16 protein-coding genes, 1 pseudogene and 1 riboswitch are annotated in these 21991 nt (G+C 62.3%); of the genes and pseudogenes, 8 read left to right on the plus strand and 9 right to left on the minus strand.

The window, feature by feature from the left end; translation table 11 throughout:
- Positions 1–470 precede the first annotated feature (470 nt).
- Entirely contained in the window at positions 471–1559 is a 1089-nt protein-coding gene (gene recA, locus I554_RS0120400) for a recombinase RecA (protein ID WP_024574824.1), read from the plus strand.
- Between the two features lie 378 nt (positions 1560–1937).
- Here the strand turns inward: recA and gcvP are convergent, their stop codons facing one another.
- The 3 genes from gcvP to gcvT are packed head-to-tail and all read right to left on the minus strand — an operon-like array spanning position 1938 to position 6378.
- Entirely contained in the window at positions 1938–4802 is a 2865-nt protein-coding gene (gcvP, locus tag I554_RS0120405) for an aminomethyl-transferring glycine dehydrogenase (protein ID WP_024574825.1), read from the minus strand.
- Between the two features lie 24 nt (positions 4803–4826).
- Positions 4827–5192, minus strand: a complete 366-nt coding sequence (gene gcvH, locus I554_RS0120410) for a glycine cleavage system protein GcvH (protein WP_024574826.1) — start codon at positions 5190–5192, stop codon at positions 4827–4829.
- 22 nt (positions 5193–5214) lie between these two features.
- Positions 5215–6378, minus strand: coding sequence for a glycine cleavage system aminomethyltransferase GcvT (gcvT, locus tag I554_RS0120415; protein WP_024574827.1), 1164 nt, complete (start codon positions 6376–6378; stop codon positions 5215–5217).
- A 134-nt stretch (positions 6379–6512) separates the two neighbouring features.
- Positions 6513–6602: riboswitch (glycine riboswitch) on the minus strand.
- Positions 6603–6914: 312 nt separating this feature from the next.
- Here gcvT and alaS point away from each other — a divergent pair.
- Positions 6915–9593 carry an alanine--tRNA ligase gene (alaS, locus tag I554_RS0120420; RefSeq protein ID WP_024574828.1) on the plus strand — a complete coding sequence of 893 codons (2679 nt, stop codon included), beginning with the start codon at positions 6915–6917 and terminating at the stop codon, positions 9591–9593.
- On the opposite strand, the gene I554_RS0120425 is transcribed toward alaS, so the two are convergent.
- The gene (locus I554_RS0120425) at positions 9590–10546 is read right to left on the minus strand and encodes a glycerophosphodiester phosphodiesterase family protein (RefSeq protein ID WP_024574829.1); all 957 of its coding nucleotides are present in this window, start codon (positions 10544–10546) and stop codon (positions 9590–9592) included. The genes alaS and I554_RS0120425 overlap by 4 nt on opposite strands.
- Before the next feature lie 128 nt (positions 10547–10674).
- Here I554_RS0120425 and ybaL point away from each other — a divergent pair, with 128 nt between their 5' ends.
- Positions 10675–12393, plus strand: coding sequence for a YbaL family putative K(+) efflux transporter (gene ybaL, locus I554_RS0120430; protein WP_024574830.1), 1719 nt, complete (start codon positions 10675–10677; stop codon positions 12391–12393).
- A 17-nt stretch (positions 12394–12410) separates the two neighbouring features.
- On the opposite strand, the gene I554_RS0120435 is transcribed toward ybaL, so the two are convergent.
- From I554_RS0120435 to I554_RS0120455, 4 genes and pseudogenes are all read right to left on the minus strand, one after another.
- A complete protein-coding gene (locus tag I554_RS0120435; RefSeq protein ID WP_024574831.1) occupies positions 12411–12848 on the minus strand; it encodes a thioesterase family protein in 438 nt (145 codons plus the stop codon).
- 94 nt (positions 12849–12942) lie between these two features.
- Positions 12943–14157 carry an NADP-dependent isocitrate dehydrogenase gene (locus I554_RS0120440; RefSeq protein WP_024574832.1) on the minus strand — a complete coding sequence of 405 codons (1215 nt, stop codon included), beginning with the start codon at positions 14155–14157 and terminating at the stop codon, positions 12943–12945.
- A gap of 525 nt (positions 14158–14682) precedes the next feature.
- Positions 14683–16263, minus strand: a pseudogene (locus tag I554_RS0120450) (MFS transporter); the annotation flags it as partial.
- Complete coding sequence (locus I554_RS0120455; protein ID WP_024574834.1) at positions 16250–17425, minus strand: HlyD family secretion protein; 1176 nt, start codon at positions 17423–17425, stop codon at positions 16250–16252. The pseudogene I554_RS0120450 and the gene I554_RS0120455, both read right to left, overlap by 14 nt.
- Positions 17426–17615: 190 nt before the next feature.
- Between I554_RS0120455 and I554_RS0120460 the strand changes: the two genes are divergently transcribed.
- Positions 17616–18809, plus strand: a complete 1194-nt coding sequence (locus I554_RS0120460; protein WP_024574835.1) for a TrmJ/YjtD family RNA methyltransferase — start codon at positions 17616–17618, stop codon at positions 18807–18809.
- Between the two features lie 109 nt (positions 18810–18918).
- Positions 18919–19410, plus strand: a complete 492-nt coding sequence (locus tag I554_RS0120465) for a heme-binding protein (protein WP_024574836.1) — start codon at positions 18919–18921, stop codon at positions 19408–19410.
- A gap of 69 nt (positions 19411–19479) precedes the next feature.
- Here I554_RS0120465 and I554_RS0120470 read toward each other — a convergent pair whose 3' ends face one another.
- The gene (locus I554_RS0120470) at positions 19480–19794 is read right to left on the minus strand and encodes a DUF1476 domain-containing protein (protein WP_024574837.1); all 315 of its coding nucleotides are present in this window, start codon (positions 19792–19794) and stop codon (positions 19480–19482) included.
- Between the two features lie 350 nt (positions 19795–20144).
- Here I554_RS0120470 and purC point away from each other — a divergent pair, with 350 nt between their 5' ends.
- The 3 genes from purC to purQ are packed head-to-tail and all read left to right on the plus strand — an operon-like array spanning position 20145 to position 21874.
- A complete protein-coding gene (purC, locus tag I554_RS0120475; protein ID WP_019196322.1) occupies positions 20145–20912 on the plus strand; it encodes a phosphoribosylaminoimidazolesuccinocarboxamide synthase in 768 nt (255 codons plus the stop codon).
- Between the two features lie 5 nt (positions 20913–20917).
- Entirely contained in the window at positions 20918–21160 is a 243-nt protein-coding gene (gene purS, locus I554_RS0120480) for a phosphoribosylformylglycinamidine synthase subunit PurS (RefSeq protein ID WP_024574838.1), read from the plus strand.
- A gap of 12 nt (positions 21161–21172) precedes the next feature.
- A complete protein-coding gene (gene purQ, locus I554_RS0120485; RefSeq protein ID WP_024574839.1) occupies positions 21173–21874 on the plus strand; it encodes a phosphoribosylformylglycinamidine synthase subunit PurQ in 702 nt (233 codons plus the stop codon).
- Positions 21875–21991: the final 117 nt, after the last annotated feature.

Consider the following 21991-nt stretch of genomic DNA (forward strand, 5'->3'; position numbering starts at 1 on the left):
GACGGCATGCCACTTGGGGAATGTATGCTTACTTCTTTTCATCGTGTAAGAGCGCTTTCAGCAAGTTCTTCACCTGGGGGGACTTGATCGGGTCTGGCCGGTCGCAATGAATGCACTGATACGTGCGTGGCCCTTTGCCGCCGGGCGGCAGCATCAACTTCACGGGCTCCCCGCACTTGGGACAAATACGCTCGTTCGCGGGCATCGCCGCCACCCTGCCAAGGATGAGGTTATTTTAGTTCCTGCGCTGAATGAGAATCGAGTCCAATTTTCGAATTAGGCCACTGCAGAAATCAAAATAGGCCACTAGGGGTTAAAACAGGCCAGTACCCGACCTCGCAAAAGAACATATTGCGAACTTGGAACAAACAGGGTACATTCTTTTCATCGGATCCACCCCGATTCCGGTCCGCCGACCCTGGGAAGCCGTTTGTCCGGCAGGCGAATCCCATACATAAGAGGAGCATCAGATGGCCCCCGCCGCCCTGCGTATCGTTGAAGGATCGTCCATGGACAAGACCAAGGCCCTGTCGGCCGCGCTCTCCCAGATCGAGCGCCAGTTCGGCAAGGGCTCCGTCATGAAGCTCGGCAAGAACGACCGCTCCATGGACATCGAGGTGATTTCCTCGGGCTCGCTGGGGCTGGACATCGCGCTCGGCGTCGGCGGTCTGCCGAAGGGGCGGGTGGTCGAGATTTACGGGCCGGAATCCTCCGGCAAGACCACGCTGGCGCTGCATTGCGTGGCCGAAGCCCAGAAGAAAGGCGGCATCTGCGCTTTCATCGACGCCGAACACGCGCTCGATCCGGTCTATGCCCGCAAGCTCGGCGTCAATGTCGATGAACTTCTGATCTCGCAGCCGGACCATGGCGAGCAGGCGCTGGAAATCGCCGACACGCTGGTGCGCTCCGGCGCGGTCGACGTGCTGATCGTGGACTCGGTGGCGGCGCTGGTGCCGCGCGCCGAACTCGAAGGCGAAATGGGCGATGCGCTGCCCGGCCTGCAGGCGCGATTGATGTCGCAGGCGCTGCGCAAGCTGACCGCCTCGATCAACAAGTCCCACACCATGGTGATCTTCATCAACCAGATCCGCATGAAGATCGGTGTGATGTACGGCTCGCCGGAAACCACCACCGGCGGCAACGCGCTGAAGTTCTACGCCTCCGTGCGCCTCGATATCCGCCGCATCGGCCAGATCAAGGAACGCGACGAAGTCGTCGGCAATTCGACCCGGGTCAAGGTGGTGAAGAACAAGCTGGCGCCGCCGTTCAAGCAGGTCGAGTTCGACATCATGTACGGCGAGGGCGTCTCCAAGATGGGCGAAATCCTCGATCTCGGCGTCAAGGCCGGCATCGTCGAAAAGTCCGGCGCCTGGTTCTCCTATGACAGCCAGCGCCTCGGGCAGGGCCGCGAGAATTCCAAGGCCTTCCTGAAGGCCAATCCCGAGATCACCGCCAAGATCGAAGCCTCGATCCGGCAGAATTCCGGCCTGATCGCCGAGCAGATTCTGGCAGGCTCGCCGGAGCGCGATGCCGATGGCGAGGAGCCGCAGGACGACTAAAGCGTTTTCAAGCGAAGTGGGAACCGGTTCGCGTTAAGAAAACGCGACAACTAAAAAGAGTTCATTTTCGACCGGGCTTCACGGCCCGGCCGGTGCGATCCGAAAAGACGGGAATCCTTTTCGGGCATCCATCGCACCTTCGGAAGCAAACGGGCGTTGTGGATGTTGAGTTGCCGACATCCCCAGCGCCCGATTTGTTTTTGAGCGACGAGCGCGGCTGTTCTCTCTCCGCGTCGTCCCCGCGAAAGCGGGGACACATACTCCCTAAGCTATCGATGCCGTGGGATGTGGGGCAGATGCGTCGTTCTCTTCAGATGAGAAGAGGAAGGTGGATCCCCGCGTTCGCGGGGATGACCGGTTTGGAATTCGAGTGTGCGCTTACTCCGCCGCCTGCGCGTAGTCGGCGACCGGCGGACATGAGCAGACCAGATTGCGGTCGCCATGGACGTTGTCGACACGCCCCACTGGCGACCAGTACTTGTCGCTGCGCGAGGTGCCGGCCGGGAAGCAGCCTTCCGCGCGCGTATACGGCCGCTGCCAGTGATCCTCGGCGATGTCGTGCACGGTGTGCGGCGCATGGCGCAGCGGCGAGGCTTCAATGGGCCATCGTCCGGCCTCGACGTCGGCGATCTCTCGGCGGATCGCGATCATGGCGTCGCAGAAGCGGTCCAGTTCCGCCTTCGATTCGGATTCCGTCGGTTCGATCATCAGCGTGCCCGGCACCGGGAAGCTCATGGTCGGGGCATGGAAGCCGTAATCGATCAGCCGCTTGGCGATGTCGTCCACCGTCACGCCAGATCCCGCCTTGAGCCCGCGCGGATCGACGATGCATTCATGCGCCACGCGGCCGTTGTGGTTGCGGTAGAGCACCGGGAAATGCGGATCGAGCCGTTTGGCGATGTAGTTGGCGTTCAGGATCGCGACTTCCGTGGCGCGCGTGAGGCCTTCGCCGCCCATCATCAGGATGTAGATGTAGGAGATGACGAGGATCGATGCGGACCCGTAGGGCGCCGCCGACACCGGGCCGACCGCGGCGTCATCACCGTTTGTGATGTTCGCCGGAAGGAACGGCGCGAGGTGTTTCTTCACGCCGATCGGGCCCATGCCGGGACCGCCGCCGCCGTGCGGAATGCAGAAGGTCTTGTGCAGGTTGAGATGGCTCACATCCGCGCCGTAGTCGCCGGGCCGGGCGAGGCCGACCTGCGCATTGAGGTTCGCGCCGTCGAGATAGACCTGTCCGCCGTGGCCGTGGACAATGTCGCAGATCTCGCGAATGTGCTCCTCGAACACGCCGTGGGTCGAGGGATAGGTGATCATCACCGCCGCGAGATCGTTCGCGTGCTGCGCCGCCTTCTTGCGCAGGTCCTCGACATCGACGTCGCCACGCGCATCGCAGGCGACCACGACAACGTCCATGCCGACCATGCTGGCGGAGGCCGGATTGGTGCCATGGGCGGAGGAGGGGATCAGACACACCTTGCGATGTGCCTCGCCGCGCGAGCGATGATAGGCGCGGATCGCGAGCAGGCCGGCATATTCGCCCTGCGCGCCGGAGTTCGGCTGCAGCGACACCGCGTCATAGCCGGTGATGTCGGCCAGCCATTTTTCCAGTCTGGTGAACATGGCGTGATAGCCGCCGGCCTGTTCTTCTGGCGCAAACGGATGGAGCGCGCCGAATTCCGGCCAGGTCACCGGGATCATTTCGGTGGTGGCGTTCAGCTTCATGGTGCAGGAGCCGAGCGGGATCATGGCGCGGTCGAGCGCAAGATCGCGGTCGGACAGCTTGCGCATGTAGCGCAGGAGTTCGGTCTCCGAGCGGTGCTCGTGAAACACCGGATGGGTCATGAACTTGCTGGTGCGTGCGAGAGCAGGCGGCAGCGCGTCGCGTGCCTCCTTCTCCACGTCAGCGTAAACCAGATTGCCGCCGAAGGTGCGCCACACGCTTTCGACAATCGCAGGCGTCGTGGTCTCGTCCAGCGCGATGCTGACTGTCGTCTCATTCAGCCGCAGATTGATCTGCTCATGGGCAGCGTGGGAGATGATTTTCTGCCGCTCGCCGTTCACGGCGACCGTGACCGTATCGAAATAGGCGTCGTTCAGCGGCGCGAAGCCGAGCTTGCGCAATCCCGCCGCCAGTACGGCGGTGCGCCGGTGCACGGTCCGTGCGATATGGCTCAAGCCTTCGGGGCCGTGATAGACCGCGTACATCGACGCGATCACGGCGAGCAGCACCTGCGCGGTGCAGATGTTCGAGGTCGCCTTCTCGCGGCGGATGTGCTGTTCGCGGGTCTGCAGCGCGAGGCGATAGGCCGGCGCGCCGCGCGAATCCACCGACAGGCCGACGATGCGGCCGGGCAGCGAGCGCTTCAGCGCATCCTTCACTGCTATGTAGGCGGCATGCGGTCCGCCGTAGCCCATCGGTACGCCGAAGCGCTGCGTCGAGCCAACCGCAATATCCGCGCCGAGATCGCCGGGTGAAGCGAGGAGCGTGAGCGCCAGCGGATCGGCAGCGACAACAGCGATGCCGCCTTTCGCCTTCAGCGCCGTGATGGCCGCACGCGGATCATTCAGCCCGCCATGCGTGCCGGGATACTGGAACAGTGCGCCGAACACGTCGGCCTTGCCGAGATCGTTCGCGGGATCGCCGACGATCAGCGACCAGCCGAGCGGTTCGGCGCGGGTGCGCAGCACGGCCAGCGTTTGCGGATGCACTTCGCGATCGACAAAGAATGCCTTCGTCTTCACCGATGACGAACGCTCGGCGAGCGCCATGGCTTCCGCCGCCGCGGTGCCTTCATCGAGCAGCGACGCATTGGCGATATCGAGCCCGGTGAGATCGCAGATCATGGTCTGGAAGTTGAACAGCGCTTCAAGCCGTCCCTGGCTGATCTCGGGCTGATACGGCGTGTAGGCCGTGTACCACGCCGGGTTCTCGAGGATGTTGCGCTGGATCACCGCCGGCAGGATCGTGCCGGAGTAGCCTTGGCCAATCAGCGAGGTGAACACCTGATTGCGCGCTGCGATGCCGCGCATGTGTGTCAGTGCGTCGATTTCACTGAGCGGCTTGCCAAGATCGAGCGGCGTCTTCAGGCGGATGGACGCAGGCAGCGTCTGATCCATCAGCGCGCTCAGGCTGGCCACGCCGACGGTCTGCAACATCGCATTGATGTCGCGCGGCGAGGGACCGATATGCCGGCGGGCGAAATCGACGGCGGGTTCGGCGGACGGGCGGATGGCGGTCATGCGTAGGTCCTCACTCTGTCGGGCTTATGCCGTGTGGGCCTTGTAGGCAGCTTCATCCATCAGGCCGTCGAGATCGCCCTTGTTGGCGATGCGCAGCTTGAAGAACCAGGCCGCCTTGCCGGGGTCGGAATTGATCAGCGCGGGATCGGCGACCAGCGCGTCGTTGATCTCGATCACTTCGCCGGTGATCGGCGCGTAGACGTCGGACGCCGCCTTGACGCTCTCGACCACGGCGGCGGCTTCAGTCTTCTTCAGCGCGCGGCCGACCTTCGGCAGTTCGACGAACACCACGTCGCCGAGCTGGGTCTGGGCGTAGTCGGTGATGCCGATGGTGGCGACATCTCCCTCGATGCGGAGCCATTCGTGATCGGGCGTGTACAGTGTGGTCATGAAATCCTCAGCCTGTTGATTGCTATCGTTTGTAGCCATTGGGCACGAACGGCATCGCCGAGACGCGCAGCGGCAGACGCTGCCCGCGCACATCGGCAAAAACGGTCGTGCCTTCGTTGGAAAGAGATGTCGGCAGATAACCCATCGCGACGGGCGCGTTCAGCGTCGGCCCGAAGCCGCCGGATGTGACAGCGCCGATCTTGTCGGATGATGTTTCGCCGGCGTAGAGAGCTGCGCCTTCGCGTACTGGCGCGCGGCCCTCGGCCCGCAGGCCGACACGGCGGCGCGATGCGCCGGTTTCGAACTGTTTCAGGATGATGTCCGCGCCGGGGAAACCGCCGGCCCGTGCGCCACCCAGGCGGCGGCTCTTCTGCACCGACCATTCCAGCGCGCCTTCGACCGGCGTGGTCGTCGTGTCGATGTCATGGCCATAAAGACAGAGGCCGGCCTCCAGCCGCAGGCTGTCACGTGCGCCTAATCCGATCGGCAGCACGGCGGGATCGGCGAGCAGGGCCGTCGCAAGCCGCTCGGCATCCTCGGCGGGAACCGAAATCTCGAAACCGTCTTCCCCGGTGTAGCCTGAGCGCGAGACGAAGCAATCGATGCCGAGGACCTTGTGCGGTCCCGCGTCCATGAACTTCATCGCGGCGACGCTCGGCGCGTGCTTCGACAGTACCTCGACCGCCTTCGGTCCCTGAAGCGCGATCAGCGCGCGGTCCGGCAGCGGTTCGATGATGCAGGTGTCGGAGAGATGCTTGCGCAGGTGCGCTTCGTCTTCGGTCTTGCAGGCGGCATTGACCACCAGGAACAGGTGATCGCCGAAATTTGCCACCATCAGGTCGTCGAGAATGCCGCCGGTGTCGCTGGTGAACTGCGCATAGCGCTGGCGGCCGTGCGGAACCGCGAGAATGTCCTGCGGCACCAGCCGCTCCAGCGCGCGGGCGGCATCTTCCACCTTGCCCGACCTCGGCCTGAGCACGATCTGGCCCATGTGCGAGACATCGAACAGGCCGGCGGAGGCGCGGGTGTGGAGATGTTCCTTCAGCACGCCGGCGGTGTACTGCACCGGCATCTCGTAGCCTGCGAAGGGCACGATCTTGCCGCCGCGCGCCACATGCAGGTCGTGCAGCGGAACGCGCTTCAGCGCATTTTCGGCGGAGTCTGGTTGGCGCTCAGTGGCAAGCATATTCAGGGCTCCTGACGGATTCCGGGACGGTTCCCGAAACCTTGTCGAAGCCCCATCTGTCGCTGTGCCTGAGAGTATTATCCCGTCGGCGGATGCCGCGCCGGTCTGCCGGCCGCATCTCTTTCCAGATTTCAGTCAGTCACACGGTCCGTTTGCCTGAGAGTTTCCGGGGCGGTTGCTCCTTCGGCGCCGGCGTAAAGCCGGTCTCTCCCGACGTGACTTGAGAGTGCAGTATATAGCTAACAAGGGCAGGGAAACACGCCTTTCGAGGCCCTGTCAACGCAACTGCGAGATTATCAACGGCCTTCGCGGCGCTCTTGTGACTGCTTGCAAGCTGCTGATCCGGTGCACACTTTCTGGACATTCCTAGCCCGTTCCGTCTAGAAACAGGGCGGGACAAATTGCGCTGCACGCGTCATTGAAGGCGGGCGGCACATCCGAGTGTTTTCGGGCGAAACAGAGCGTGTTTTGCATGCCGAAAACGCATCAGAACATTCAGGGCTTCTTGAGAGCTTTTTGGGCGCGATTGGACGAGCATGAGCGGCGTTAACGAGATCAGGTCAGCGTATCTGAATTATTTCGCGAAAAACGGCCACGATATCGTGCCGTCGTCGCCGCTGGTTCCGCGCAACGATCCGACATTGATGTTCACCAATGCGGGCATGGTGCAGTTCAAGAACGTGTTCACGGGCCTTGAGAAGCGGCCCTATCAGCGCGCGACCTCATCGCAGAAATGCGTCCGCGCCGGCGGCAAGCATAACGACCTCGACAATGTCGGTTACACCGCGCGGCATCACACCTTCTTCGAGATGCTCGGGAACTTCTCGTTCGGCGATTATTTCAAGGACCGCGCCATCGAGCTTGCCTGGAATTTGATCACCAAGGAGTACGGCCTTCCGAAGGACAAGCTGCTGGTCACGGTCTATTCCGAGGACGACGAGGCGTTCGGCCTTTGGAAAAAGATCGCGGGCCTGCCCGAATCGAAAATCATCCGAATCGCGACATCGGACAATTTTTGGCAGATGGGCGACACCGGCCCCTGCGGTCCCTGTTCGGAAATCTTCTATGACCACGGCGACAAGATCTGGGGCGGGCCTCCGGGTTCGGCCGAGGAAGACGGCGACCGCTTCATCGAGATCTGGAATCTCGTGTTCATGCAGTTCGACCAGATCGCACCGGGAAATCGCGTCGCGCTGCCGAAGCCGTCGATCGATACCGGCATGGGCCTGGAGCGCATCGCCGCCGTGCTTCAGGGCAAGCACGACAATTATGAGATCGATCTTTTCGTCGCGCTGATCCGCGCGATTGCCGATCTGACCGGTGCCGATCCGCAGGGCGAACAGAAAGCCTCGCTGCGCGTGATCGCCGACCATCTGCGCGCTTCGTCGTTCCTGATCGCGGACGGCGTGCTGCCGTCGAATGAAGGCCGCGGCTATGTGCTGCGCCGGATCATGCGCCGCGCGATGCGCCACGGGCAGTTGCTCGGGGCGAAAGAGCCGCTGATGTATCGCCTCGTGTGGGCGCTGGTGCGCGAGATGGGTCAGGCCTATCCGGAACTGGTGCGTGCCGAGAACCTGATCGAGGAAACGCTGAAGCTGGAAGAGACCCGCTTCCGCAAGACGCTGGACCGCGGTCTCACAATCCTCGACGAGAAGAGCGCGTCGCTCAAGAAGGGCGATATGTTCGATGGCGAGACTGCGTTCACGCTGTACGACACTTATGGTTTCCCGCTCGATCTGACGCAGGACGCGCTGCGTAACCGCGGCATCGGCGTGGACATCGCCTCGTTTACCGACGCGATGGAGAAGCAGAAGGCCAAGGCCCGCGCGGCATGGGCCGGATCTGGCGACACCGCAACCGAGAACGTCTGGTTCCCGCTGCGCGAGAAACTCGGCGCTACCGAATTCCTCGGATACGACACCGAGATCGCCGAAGGCGTCGTGACTGCGCTGGTGAAGGACGGCAAGGAGATTGACAGTGCCAAGGTCGGCGACAGCGTCGCCATCGTCATGAACCAGACGCCGTTCTACGCCGAATCCGGCGGTCAGGTCGGCGACACCGGCGTTCTGACCGGCGACGGCATACGCGTGCGCATCACTGACACGCAGAAGAAGGCTGGCGATCTTTTCGTGCATCTCGGCACCGTCGAGCAGGGCACGGTGAAGCTCGATACGCCGCTGCAACTCGAAGTCGATCATAGGCGGCGCACGGCGATCCGCGCCAATCACTCCGCGACGCACCTTTTGCACGAAGCGCTGCGGCAGGTGCTGGGCGATCACATCGCGCAGCGCGGCTCACTCGTTGCGCCGGAACGTCTGCGCTTCGACTTCGCGCACAACAAGCCGATCACGCCGGACGAACTGCGCCGCATCGAGGACATCGCCAACGATGTCGTGCTGGAAAACGGCGAAGTCGTCACCCGGTCGATGGCGATCGATGACGCGCGCGAATCCGGCGCACGTGCCCTGTTCGGCGAGAAGTACGGCGACGAGGTGCGCGTGGTGTCGATGGGCAGCGCGGCCCGCGAGGGCGCGGCGAGCAATGCGCTCGGCTGGTCGGTCGAACTGTGCGGCGGCACCCACGTGAAACGCACCGGCGATATCGGCCTGATTTCGGTGACCGGCGAGAGCGCGGTGGCTTCCGGCGTGCGGCGTATCGAGGCGCTGACCGGGAACAATGCGCGTCATGCGGTGAATGCAACCATTCACACGGCGAAAGCAGCGGCAGCGGAACTGAAGACCACGCTGGACGATCTGCCTGTGCGTGTGGCGGCCCTGATCGAGGAGCGCAAGAAGCTCGAGCGCGATCTGTCGGACGCGCGCAAGAAACTCGCCATGGGCGGCACGAGCGTGTCCGGCTCCCATCGCAGCGAGGATGATTTCATCGAAGTCAGCGGCGTGAAGCTGATGGCCAAGCGCGTTTCCGGCATCGAGATGAAAGATCTCAAGAGCCTTGCCGACGACGGCAAGAAGCAGATCGGTTCAGGCGTGGTCGCAATCATCAATGTCGGCGAAGACGGCAAGGCCGGCGCGGTGGTCGGTGTCACGTCCGACCTGACGTCACGCTTCAGCGCCGTCGATCTGGTGAAGGTCGCGTCCGAAGCCCTCGGCGGCAAGGGGGGCGGCGGGCGTCCCGACATGGCGCAGGCCGGCGGTCCCGATGGCGCAAAGGCCGATGCAGCGCTGAAGGCGATCGAAGCTGCGATGGGCGCCTAGCGCGGCGCGGCGATGCTTTCGATCCGGTTGGTCCAGATGCCGAGACCGGATCGTTGTGGTGCTGCCTTGAACTCCTCCGGCGTATCGAGGCCGGTGGAATCGCCTTTCTGATAGCGGCCCGCCAGGATCACGACTGCGGAAGCGCTATGCATGCGGGTCAGGAAGCGATCCGGCCATCCCCACAGCAGCCATGCGTAGTTCTGCGGAATCAGCAACAAACTGCCAGCGCACGACGATGGCACGTAGCCGGTCCAGCCAACGGCGAGATAGCGCCACAGACACCCGATCTCCTGCCGGTTCGACATCGTTGGAATCTGCGGCAACTGCGCGCGTAGCGCGGTGACCGGACGATCGCCGCCATACACCATGAGCATCTTCAGGCGATCGGGCGGCAGTTGTTTCAGGCGGGCCACGAGCCTGTCGGCTTCGGCGGGATCATTGCTCTTGATGTGAATCAGGAAGCGGCGATCGGGAAACGCAGTCAGCACCTCGTCGAGGGTCGGCATCAGACCCACGCCTTTGCCGCGCAGGGGAAACGTCTTGCCGCCGTCCGCCGTGTAGCCGTAGCCGATATCGAGACGTTTCAAATCCGAAAGCGTGTGCTCGCGGGTGACGCCCTTGCCCTCGGTGCGGCAATCGACTGTCCAGTCGTGAAAAACGGCAAAGTGGCCGTCGGTGGTGGGATGAATGTCGAACTCCACGATATCCGCTCCTGCATCGAAGGCAGCTTTCATCGAGGGCAGGGTGTTCTCGATAAAATCGTGCGTAGGCGGGCGGATCATCGTCGCGGTGCAGTCATCGGCAGTCTGAGTGTAGGCGGGATAGGTCTGGTGCACGCCGCGATGCGCCAGCAGAAACGGCTTGCCCGTTGGCGCGAATGCGAGCCAGCTTGCGTTGAGAAGGTAGACGGTGGCGATGAAAAGAAGAACAGCAAGAACAACGCGGCGGCGCATGGTGTATTCCTGAAAGGAACGACTCACTCTGCTGCCAAACACGACAAAACAAGGGCGCGACAGTTGCTGCGGCGATGGGTAGCGAAAGATGCACTGGCATCAATCTACCTCATGCGGCAAAATGCGGCATGCATCACAATACTCCTTTGATTTCGACGGTCGTCGTCGGCCTCGTGCTGGCATTTGTTCTCGGAGCTATCGCTCAGCGGTTTCGCGCTTCACCCCTTGTGGGGTATCTCCTTGCGGGCGTGGTGATGGGCCCTTTCACGCCTGGTTATGTGGCGGATCAGAATATCGCCAATGAGCTTGCCGAAATCGGCATCATTCTGCTGATGTTCGGCGTTGGCTTGCATTTCTCGCTGAAAGATTTGCTGTCGGTGCGCGCCATCGCGGTCCCCGGTGCGGTGGTGCAGATCGCGGTCGCGACACTGCTCGGCATGAGCCTCGGTTGGGCGCTCGGCTGGCCGATCGGCGGCGGGCTGGTGTTCGGTCTCGCGCTGTCGGTCGCCAGTACGGTCGTGCTGTTGCGCGCTTTACAGGAGCGGCGGCTGGTCGATACCGAGCGCGGACGAATCGCGGTCGGCTGGCTCATCGTCGAAGACCTCGCGATGGTGCTGACCCTGGTGCTGTTGCCCGCGCTTGCCGGCGTGCTGAAAGGCGAGGGCGCCAATGGTCTCAGCGCCTATGCGATGGCGCAGCCGGTTTTTGTCACCCTCGGCAAGGTGGCGGCCTTCGTCATCTTCATGCTGGTGGTGGGCCGCCGCGTGATCCCGTGGGTTTTGCATTATGTCGCGCATACCGGTTCGCGCGAACTGTTTCGCCTCGCGGTGTTCGCGATCTCGCTCGGCGTCGCGTTCGGCGCGGCGATCCTGTTCGATGTGTCCTTCGCGCTCGGCGCGTTCTTCGCCGGCATGATCCTGAGCGAATCCGAACTCAGCCAGCGTGCTGCGAACGAAACCCTGCCGCTGCGCGATGCGTTTGCCGTGCTGTTCTTCGTGTCGGTCGGCATGCTGGTCGATCCGGCGATCATCGTCCGCGAGCCGCTGCCGCTGCTGGTGACCGTCTTCATCATCATCTTCGGAAAATCTGTCGCGGCGTTCGGCATCGTGCGCATGTTCGGGCATCCGACATCGACCGCGCTGACGATCTCCGCCAGCCTCGCCCAGATCGGCGAGTTCTCCTTCATCCTTGTCAGTCTCGGCGTCAGCCTGGCGCTGCTGCCGGATCGCGGCCGCGATCTTGTTCTTGCGGGAGCAATCATCTCGATCATGCTGAACCCGCTGTTTTTTGCGTTGCTGGATCGCTATGAGGCGAAGAAGAAGGCAGCGGAGGACGCTGCGGCAGCAGCCTTGTCAGCGGAGGACTCCGCTGCAGAGGCGGTCGCGGAGGCGGCAAGAAAGAAGCCGGCCCGCGTCGAGTTGCCTGTCACCGCTCTCACCGGTCATGTCGTGCTGGTGGGTTACGGGCGCGTCGGGAGTGTTGTCGGGGCATCGTTAAAGCAGGGAGGCGTGCCGCTTCTGGTCATCGAAGATAATCCGGGATGCCTCGAAAAGCTCGCTCAGGCGGGAATCGAGAAGATCACGGGCAATGCGGCCGCGCCGGGAATGCTGGTTGCGGCAAACCTCGAGGCCGCGCGCGGGCTCATTGTCGCGATACCCGATGCGTTCGAGGGCGGGCAGATCGTCGCGAAAGCCCGCGCGATTAGCGCGACACTGCCGATCATTGCGCGGGCGCATTCGGAAGAGGAAATCGCGCACCTCAAGCATCACGGCGCGAATTTCGTGATCATGGGCGAGATGGAAATCGCCAAGGCGATGATCGCGCAGATCGGTCTCGCCAGCATCTGAGCGCTGGCCGCTACGGGTCAGGATGCGAGATGCTTCTCGCGTGTTGCGATCAGGTTGCGGATCTCCGGCGTGATCGGGGCGGGGCGATGCGTCGATTGATCGGTGTTCACCCAGACGATTTCACCGGTGGCCATCAGATCCGCGCTGTTCTTCAGGAAGATCGCCAACTCAAACGCCATGCTTGAACTGCCGATCCGTGCGACGCGCGCACCGACTTCGATCTCCGCGTCGAAACGGATCGGTGCTTTATATTCCACCACCGACTTGACCACATGGAAGTCCATGCCGGTCTTTTTGGCGTCGGCGTACTGGTCGTAGCCCAGCGCGCGGAAATATTCGGTGATCGCCGTGTCGTAGAAGGTCAGGTAGTGCGCGTTGAACACGACGCCCTGACCGTCGATTTCCGAGTAACGGACCCGGAACGGCTGGAAGAAGCTGAACTGGTCTCGGGTCATGTTCGGTATTCCGTTCTTTTCGAAGTCCACAAGCAAACGGCGCAGACACTGTCTGCGCCGTTGAAGAGCGACGGATCAGGCGTCGTGCGTTGCCTCAGGCAGCCATCGCCTTGGTGAGGTTCTCCGCGACCTTGTCGAGGAAGCCGGTGGTCGAGAGCCACTTCTGGTCGGCGCCGACCAGCAGCGCGAGATCCTTGGTCATGAAGCCGGATTCGACGGTGGCGACGCAGACCTCTTCCAGCGTCTTGGCGAACTTCGCCAGTTCCTCGTTGTTGTCGAGCTTGGCGCGGTGGCTAAGGCCGCGGGTCCAGGCGAAGATCGACGCGATCGAGTTGGTCGAGGTTTCCTTGCCCTTCTGGTGCTCGCGGAAGTGGCGGGTCACGGTGCCGTGGGCGGCTTCCGCTTCCATGGTCTTGCCGTCCGGCGTCAGCAGTACGGAGGTCATGAGGCCCAGCGAGCCGTAGCCCTGCGCCACGGTATCGGACTGCACGTCGCCGTCGTAGTTCTTGCACGCCCAGACATAGCCGCCCGACCATTTGAGCGCGGCCGCGACCATGTCGTCGATCAGACGGTGCTCGTAGGTCAGGCCCTTGGCGTCGAAATCCTTCTTGAACTCGGCGTCGAACACCTCCTGGAAGATATCCTTGAAGCGGCCGTCGTACTGCTTGAGGATCGTGTTCTTGGTCGAAAGGTAGACCGGATAGCCGCGCGCCAGACCGAGGTTGAACGAGGAGCGGGCGAAGTCGCGGATGGACTCGTCCAGGTTGAACATGCCGAGGGTCACACCGGGGCCCGGAGCCTTGAACACCTCGCGCTCGATCACCTTGCCGTCGTCGCCGACGAACTTGAGACTGATCGTGCCAGCGGTCGGGAACTTGAAGTCGGTAGCGCGGTACTGGTCGCCGAAAGCATGGCGGCCGATGATGATCGGCTTGGTCCAGCCTGGAACCAGGCGGGGAACGTTCTTGCAGATGATCGGCTCACGGAACACGACGCCGCCGAGGATGTTGCGGATGGTGCCGTTCGGCGACTTCCACATTTCCTTGAGGCCGAATTCCTTCACGCGGGCTTCGTCCGGGGTGATGGTGGCGCATTTCACGCCGACGCCATGCTTCTTGATCGCATTGGCCGCATCGATGGTGACCTGATCGTTGGTCTTGTCGCGGTATTCCATCCCAAGGTCATAGTATTCGAGGTTCACATCGAGGAACGGGTGGATGAGCTTGTCCTTGATGTACTGCCAGATGATCCGGGTCATCTCGTCGCCATCGAGTTCGACGACGGGGTTGGTCACCTTGATTTTTGCCATGGGGAATCGGGCCTTAGCTTGGGGGCGGAGAGGGCGAGAGAACCGCAACGGTTCCGTAGCGAGGCTATAGCACCCGCCTTGGCGGGCTGGAAGGCAACGCACCTGAGACTTTCTGGCATGGCGTTCCGGCGGGCAAATCCGGAGCCTGTTTCAGCCGGTGAACGTGAAGCGATCCGCGCTTTGCCGCTGTGTGCGGAAACCGTGCAGTGGCAGAACCCGTGCGCACTTCCCCGAGGCGTGGTTTTGGAGAGCCGCTGTGCGACAGGAGGCGAACCTCGCGTTTCGCGCGAGATTCAAACCATTCGGTAACCCCATTGATTTATAAGGATAATTTCGGAAACTATGGCCGGGACTGAATCGGTCTGTTCGGTTCTTGAATCAATTCCTTCACGGCTTGAATCAAAACCTTCAGAAGCTGATTCAAAACCTTCATAAGTTGAATCCGGATCATCAGAACCTGATTCAAGGCCCTCTCGATCCTGATTCGAAATGCCAGGATTTGGGACCGCAGCCGGAGCGGCGCTATCGTGCTTTTGGCGTAAACGGCCCCGGCGGGGATTTGGTAATCAGGGCGGTGACAAGCAGGCCTGCGATCGCGAAGCAGAACGTCAGCCAGAAACCGTCGACGTAGGCCAGCACGTTGGCCTCCCGCTGGACGATACCGGCCAGTGTTCCGACGCTGCGCGCGGGGGCCGTCGCTGTGCCATGGCCAGCGAAATAACCCGACATGCGGGCAATAAACTGCTCCACCTGATCAGTCGCGTGGGTGATGTGCTGACCGATCAGGTTGGAGTGGGTCTGTTCGCGCACCCGCAGCCAAGTCCCCATCAGGGCGATACCGAATTCAGCGCCGCCAAGCCGCATGATCTGGATATAGGCCGCGAACGCCGTCGCCCGGGTCGGATCGGAGTTGGACAGCGCGATGATAATGATCGGAAACAGCGTGAATGCCTGGCCGACCGATTGCAGCAACACAATCGGGATGAAGTCGGCCAGCCGCCAAGTATTGGTGATTTGCGTTCCGAGCAATGCGGCCATCCCGAACGTGATCAGGCCGATGATCAGGACGATTCTCACGTCATATCGCCGCAGCAGCCAGACCGAGAGGGGAAACAGCACGGCAAAGGGCAGAACGCCATAGATCAATAGCAGCCGCCCCGTCTGTTCCGGCCGGAGCTGCGCAACGGCGGAGAGGAAATTCGGCACCAGCGATGAATTGGAGAGACCGGTCAGGGTGTAGAGCAGGATGACGACCAGCGCGAAGCCGATATTGCGCGAGAACAGCACATTGGCGTGCGCCCACGGCTCCTTCACCACGGCCTCGTTGATGAAAAACGCCACCAGCAAAAACGCGCCGCAGCCGAGCATTGCGACAACGGTTCCGGAGTTGAGCCAATCCAGCCGGTTCCCTTGATCGAGGCCGGCATAGACCATGGCGATGCCGGTCCCCAGCAACAGCATGCCGCCCCAGTCCGCGGTTTCCAGCAGCGTCCGGTTGACCGGATCGCGGGCGGCGCCGAAGTAAACCAGGATCGCCATCAGCACGGCGATGATCGCATCCTGCCAGTAAAGCCACTGCCAGCCGATATGTTCGACATAGAGGCCGACCAGTGCCGGACCGAAGTTGAGCGCAAAGCCGACCCGCAATGCGTAAATCCCGATCGCCACAAGCCACCACTGCATCGGCAGGTTGCGGAAAATGATCATCAGCGTGGCCGGCACGAAGGTGCCGATCAGTAGGCCATGAAGGATCGTGAGTGCCAGAAGTGTGTGGTAATCGCGGACAAATGGGAGAACCAGCGAGATCACCGCGAAGACCAGACTGGGTATGCCGAGAATGCGGCGCAGTCCGAAAACGGTGGCGAGCCAGGCCACCGCGGGCGCGATGAAAATCTGCGACGCGGTCGAGGCCGTGCTGAGCCAGGCCCCTTCGTCGTAGCTGAGCGAAAAGGCGCCCTTGAGATCGGGCAGGCCAATCGAAAACATCCGGCTGTCGATGTTCGCCATCGACGAGCCGAGCAGCACGGCGATCACGGCAAGCAGCGGATAGTGAACAGGCTGGCCGGTGGAGACCGGCCCGCTGGCGATGATTTTAGCGTCCGACACCGGCTTTGGCTCCGGCGCTTGAGGGGGCAACCGTGCCTTCGGTGTTGATCCGCGTCACGGCCGACATGCCCGGCAGCAGACGGTCGAGCAGGGGCTGGCCCTTGTCGAACTCGATCCGGACGGGAATTCGTTGCACCACCTTGGTGAAATTCCCCGTAGCGTTGTCGGGGGGCAGCAACGCGAACTGCGAACCGCTCGCCGGGGAGATGCGCGCGACCTGCCCGCGCAGCGTTTCGTCCGGGAAGGTATCGATGGTGATCTCCACCGGCTGTCCGGGCTTTACGCGGGTCAGCTGCGTCTCCTTGTAGTTCGCAATGACATAGACATTTGGCAGCGGCACCACGTTGAACAGGTTGCTGCCGACGTTGACGTAGTCGCCCGGCTGAACCTGCCGTGCCCCGACCACGCCGTCGAACGGTGCCACGATCCGGGTGTAGCCGAGCTTGAGCTTTGCGGCCTTCAGCGCGGCCTGAGCGGCGAGCACATCGGCGGCGCGCTGCTTTTTCGTTCCGGCGAGAACTTCGAGCTGATGCTTTTGCGCGGCGATGACAGCGCGGCTGGCCCGCACGTCGGCGTCCGCCTTGGCAAGGGAAGCGGTCGCCTGTTCCAGCCGCTGGCGCGTGCCGGATGAACTCTGGGTCAGCGATTGCTGACGTTCGAGTTCCTGCTGCGCCTCGACCTGAAGGGCTTCGGCGGAAGCGCGCTGCGCTTCGGATTGTGCGATGGTAGCGTATTGCAACTCGACCTGATTGGCGAGGTTGTCGAGCGCGGCCTGCGCTCCGGCGACCGAGGCCTCCGCCTGCGCGACCTGCGCTTCGTAGTCCGCCGGATCGATCTCGACGAGCAGATCGCCAGCCTTGACGTGCTGATAATCGCTCGCGGCGACCTTGATCACTTCGCCGGCGACGCGGCTGCTGAGCTGCGTCGTCTCGGCGCGAACATAGGCGTCGTTCGTGGTCTGGATCACGGCACTGCCGATCCACGCGTCCCAGCGCAGTGTCGCCAGCACCACGAAAACCGCTGCCGCAATCAGGCACGCGACTGGAATCGCCAGCCGGCGCACCGTAGCACTTGCATGCGACGGCTCCAGAGCCGTGCTGGATGTCGCCGGAGCCTGCTGTGGGGCAGGGCCGCCAGCGGAGGCATTATCTGTCTGAGTCATGGGTCACCATCAGCATCACGCTACTCCAAGCGGCGGAGAAAATTCAGAGCGAAACTTGTAATTTTCAGCATGGCCCTGTTGCACCTGATTGCCGAGAAATTTGCCGAACGTCCATTATCCCGAAAAATATCTTGACCTGTGCGCCGCCAACTGCGTTACGGCAGGGCGCAGCGCAAACCAAAGCAGGATCATGACCGGTTCAGGCACCGACAAAACCAAGACGCGAAAGGAATTGGCCGGACCCGTGGTGGTTCTGGTCGAACCGCAGCTTGGCGAGAACATCGGCATGTGTGCGCGCGCCATGGGCAATTTCGGCCTGACGCGGCTGCGCATCGTCAATCCGCGCGACGGCTGGCCCAACATGGCCGCCCAGCGCGCCGCCGCGGGCGCCGATCACATTCTTGATAAAGTCGAACTGTTCGACACTGTGGAAGCTGCGGTCGCCGATTGTTCGCTGCTGTTCGCGACCACGGCGCGGGCGCACGATCAGGCCAAGCCGGTCGTCGGTCCCGAGGAGGCCGCCCGCCAGATCGTCGGCGAAACCGCGGCGAGCGGCACGGCCGCGATCATGTTCGGGCGCGAGCGTTACGGTTTACAGAACGACGAGGTCGCGCTCGCCAACCGCATCATCACGTTTCCCGTCAATCCGGGGTTCGCCTCGCTGAACCTGGCGCAGGCCGTGCTGCTGATGGGCTATGAATGGTTCAAGCTCGCCACATCGAATGCGCTGCCGTTCGCGATGCCCGAACGTTCGGAGCGGGCGTCGAACCATCAGATGCAGGCGTTCTTCGACAACCTCGTGAGCGAACTCGACAAGGTGGAATTCCTCCGCCCGCCGGAAAAGCGGGACACCATGCTTGTGAACATGCGCAACATTTTCACCCGCATGGAGCCGACCAAGCAGGACATGCACACGTTGCACGGCGTGATCATGGCCATCGCGGAGGGCAGGAAGGGGCCTGCAAAAGGCGGGATTCTCGACGGCAACGAAGCGACGCGGCTCCGTGCCTTGCTGGCCGAACAGTCCGATGGCCGCACACCATCCGAAAGCGGCGGCACGGTAAGGGGGCTGGCGCGGCTGCTGCGGCGTAATCCGACCGACGCGGAGCGTATTCTCTGGCAGGCGCTGAGGACGGACCGCCGTTTCGCATCTCACTTCAAGCGGCAGACGCCGGTGGGGCGTCACATTCCGGATTTTGTGTCGTTCACGAAGCGGCTGGCGATCGAACTCGTCAACGCCAATGAGACCGATGTGATCGAACGGGATCGCGCGGCGCGGCGCGAATGGCTGGAGGCGCGGGGGTATCGCGTTTGCCTGATCAATGCGGCGGACGTGGAAGCCGATCTCGCCGCGCAACTCGACCGGCTGGCCGCAACCGCCTAGTCCTTCGCTACCGCAGTACCGATTTTTCTTCTTTGATGGGATGAAAGCGCGTTACCAAGGGTTGCTACAAAAACGCGTAACCAAAAAACCATCAAAGGGAGGCTTCCATATGCGTTCACTCGGTCTTGCAGCCTTGACGACGGCTGCAATCGTTATCGCCGGTCCGGCTCACGCGCAGGCGCCGCAGGTTGAAAAGAACGTGTCGATGACGATGGCCATCGCCATCATCCAGGGCACCATCGAGCAGTGCACCAAGGACGGCTACAAGGTGTCTGTCACGGTCGTCGACAAGGCCGGCAACGTCGCGGCTCAGGTTCGGGGCGACGGCACCAATCCCCACACCATGGAGTTCAGCCGCCTGAAGGCCTACACCTCGCGCACGCGCGGCCAGACCTCGCTGGAGTTCATGAAGCTGACAGACAAGCCGGAAACGGCTTACCTCAAGCAGATTCCGGGCGTGGTGGCTGTCGGCGGCGCAGCCCCCATCAAGGTCGGCAACGAGGTCATCGGTGCGGTCGGCGCATCGGGTGCACCGGGTGGCGAAAAGGACGAAGTCTGCGTCCTGGCCGGCATCGCGAAGGTTCAGGACTCGCTGAAGTAAATCATTCCGGCAAGCAAAACGCCGCGCGAGCCGATCGCGCGGCGTCTTTCGTTCAATGGGGTGGAATTACTACCCGGCCTTGATCTGGGCGACGGCGACGGCCATCAGTTCGTCCATCTTCTTGCGAACGTCGGCTTCCGACACGCCCTTGCTGGCCAGGTCGGCGGCCACCTTGCGCAGGACGTCGGTATCGCCGGCTTCCTCGAAATCGGCCGCGACAACCTCCGTGGAGTAGGCCACGGCGTCATCACCGGTTTTGCCCAGTTTTTCGGCGGCCCAGAGACCCAGCAACTTGTTCCGGCGGGCCTCCGCCTTGAACTTCGTTTCCTGGTCGAGGGCGAATTTCTTCTCGAAACCTTCCTCGCGCTTGTCGAAAGTGGACATATATCTGTTCCGTAAAGCTGAATTGGTCATGCCGGGATGTCGGCGGGACCCTGCATATAGGAGGTCCGACCCCGGCAAGGCAACGTCCCAGAGGTCGCAGGAGGTGGCGATTGCGGGCGAAATACGCCGAAACGGGAATTCTTGAGGATTTCCAGCGCAAAACACCGCTTACTTTTGCGGGAATACGCGCTGCGTTGCGTTGTATCGGCGGGTTCAATCGGGTACGTTGCCGATGAGTCCGGTTCGCGGTTTGTTTCACGATTCCGGACTTCACGGCAGCTCCGCCGTGGGTCGCGTAAATCACCCGGAGCACCCCATTCATGGACTTCAACAGAACACGGTACATCCCTATGAGCCGTCGGCGTCGCATTTATGAAGGCAAGGGCAAGACCCTTTACGAAGGGCCTGAGCCTGGAACCCTGATTCAGCATTTCAAGGACGACGCCACCGCGTTCAATGCCAAGAAACACCAGATCATTGAGGGCAAGGGCGTCCTCAACAACCGGATCTCGGAGTATGTCTTCCAGCATCTGAACGACATCGGCGTGCCGACGCATTTCATCAAGCGCCTCAATATGCGCGAGCAGTTGATCCGCGAGGTCGAGATCGTGCCGCTGGAAGTCGTCGTGCGCAACGTCGCCGCCGGTTCGCTGTCGCAGCGCCTCGGCATCGAGGAAGGCACGCAGCTCCCGCGTTCGATCATCGAGTTCTATTACAAGAACGACCAGCTCGGCGACCCGATGGTCTCCGAGGAGCACATCACCGCGTTCGGCTGGGCCACGCCGCAGGAGATCGACGACATGATGGCGCTTGCCATTCGTGTGAACGACTTCCTGACCGGGCTGTTCCTCGGCGTCGGCATCCGTCTTGTGGACTTCAAGATGGAATGCGGACGGCTGTTCGAGAACGACATGATGCGCATCATCGTCGCTGATGAAATCTCGCCGGACTCATGCCGGCTGTGGGACATCAAGTCGAACGAGAAGATGGACAAGGACCGCTTCCGCCGCGATCTCGGTGGGCTGCTCGAGGCCTATACCGAAGTCGCCAAGCGTCTCGGCATCCTGATCGAGAACGATCGTCCTGCGGGCTCCGGCCCGGTGCTTGTGAAGAGCTGAATTCGATGAAGGCGCGCGTCACCGTCACATTGAAGAACGGCATTCTCGATCCGCAGGGCAAGGCCATCGAAGGAGCGCTGAAATCGCTCGGCGTCGATGGCATTGCCAGCGTGCGGCAGGGCAAGGTGTTCGACATCGAAGTCGCGGGCGCGGACAAGGCGAAAGCCGAAGCCGCGCTCAAGGAAGCCGCTGACAAGCTGCTGGCGAATACGGTGATCGAAAATTACCGCGTCGAGGTTCTGGGTTAGGCCAAGCGACCGATGAAATCAGCCGTTCTCGTCTTCCCCGGCATCAATCGCGAACGCGACATGGCGCGTGCGCTCAAGCTCGCGTCCGGCAATGACGCGGCCATGGTCTGGCACGCCGACACTGCCTTGCCGAAGGGCACGGATCTCGTCGTGGTGCCCGGTGGGTTTTCCTATGGCGACTATCTGCGCTGCGGGGCGATTGCCGCGCGCGCGCCGATTATGGACGCGGTGCGTGCCCATGCGGCGAATGGCGGCCTCGTGCTCGGCGTCTGTAACGGGTTTCAGATTCTCTGCGAGTCGGGCCTGCTGCCCGGCGTGCTGATGCGCAATGCGCAGCTCAAGTTCATCTGCCGCGATGTGCATCTGCGCGTCGAGCGCTCCGATACGCCATTCACGCGCGGCTACAATGCCGGTCAGGTGATCCGCGTGCCCGTGGCGCATGGCGAGGGCAACTACGCCGCGGACGAAGACACCATTCGGCGTCTCGAAGGCGAGGGCCGGGTGCTCTATCGCTATTGCAGCGCTTCAGGCGAAGTCGGCGACACGCACAACATCAACGGCGCGGCGGCATCCATCGCGGGCATTGTCAGCGACAAGGGCAACGTGCTCGGCATGATGCCGCACCCGGAAAACCACGTCGAAGACATCATGGGGAACACCGACGGACGCGGGCTGTTTGCAGGCCTCGTGGCGCATCTGGAAAGCGCGGCCTAATGTCTCCAGCCCGGCGCTCGCTGTCTCTGATTTGCGCCTTAGCGCTTTTCATCGGCGGTGTGTTTTTGGTTGGGTACCATTTCCTCTATTCACCCGTAGTCTATGGAAAGATATTGA

The sequence above is a fragment of the Afipia sp. OHSU_II-C1 genome, from assembly GCF_000497575.1.
GTDB lineage: Bacteria > Pseudomonadota > Alphaproteobacteria > Rhizobiales > Xanthobacteraceae > Afipia.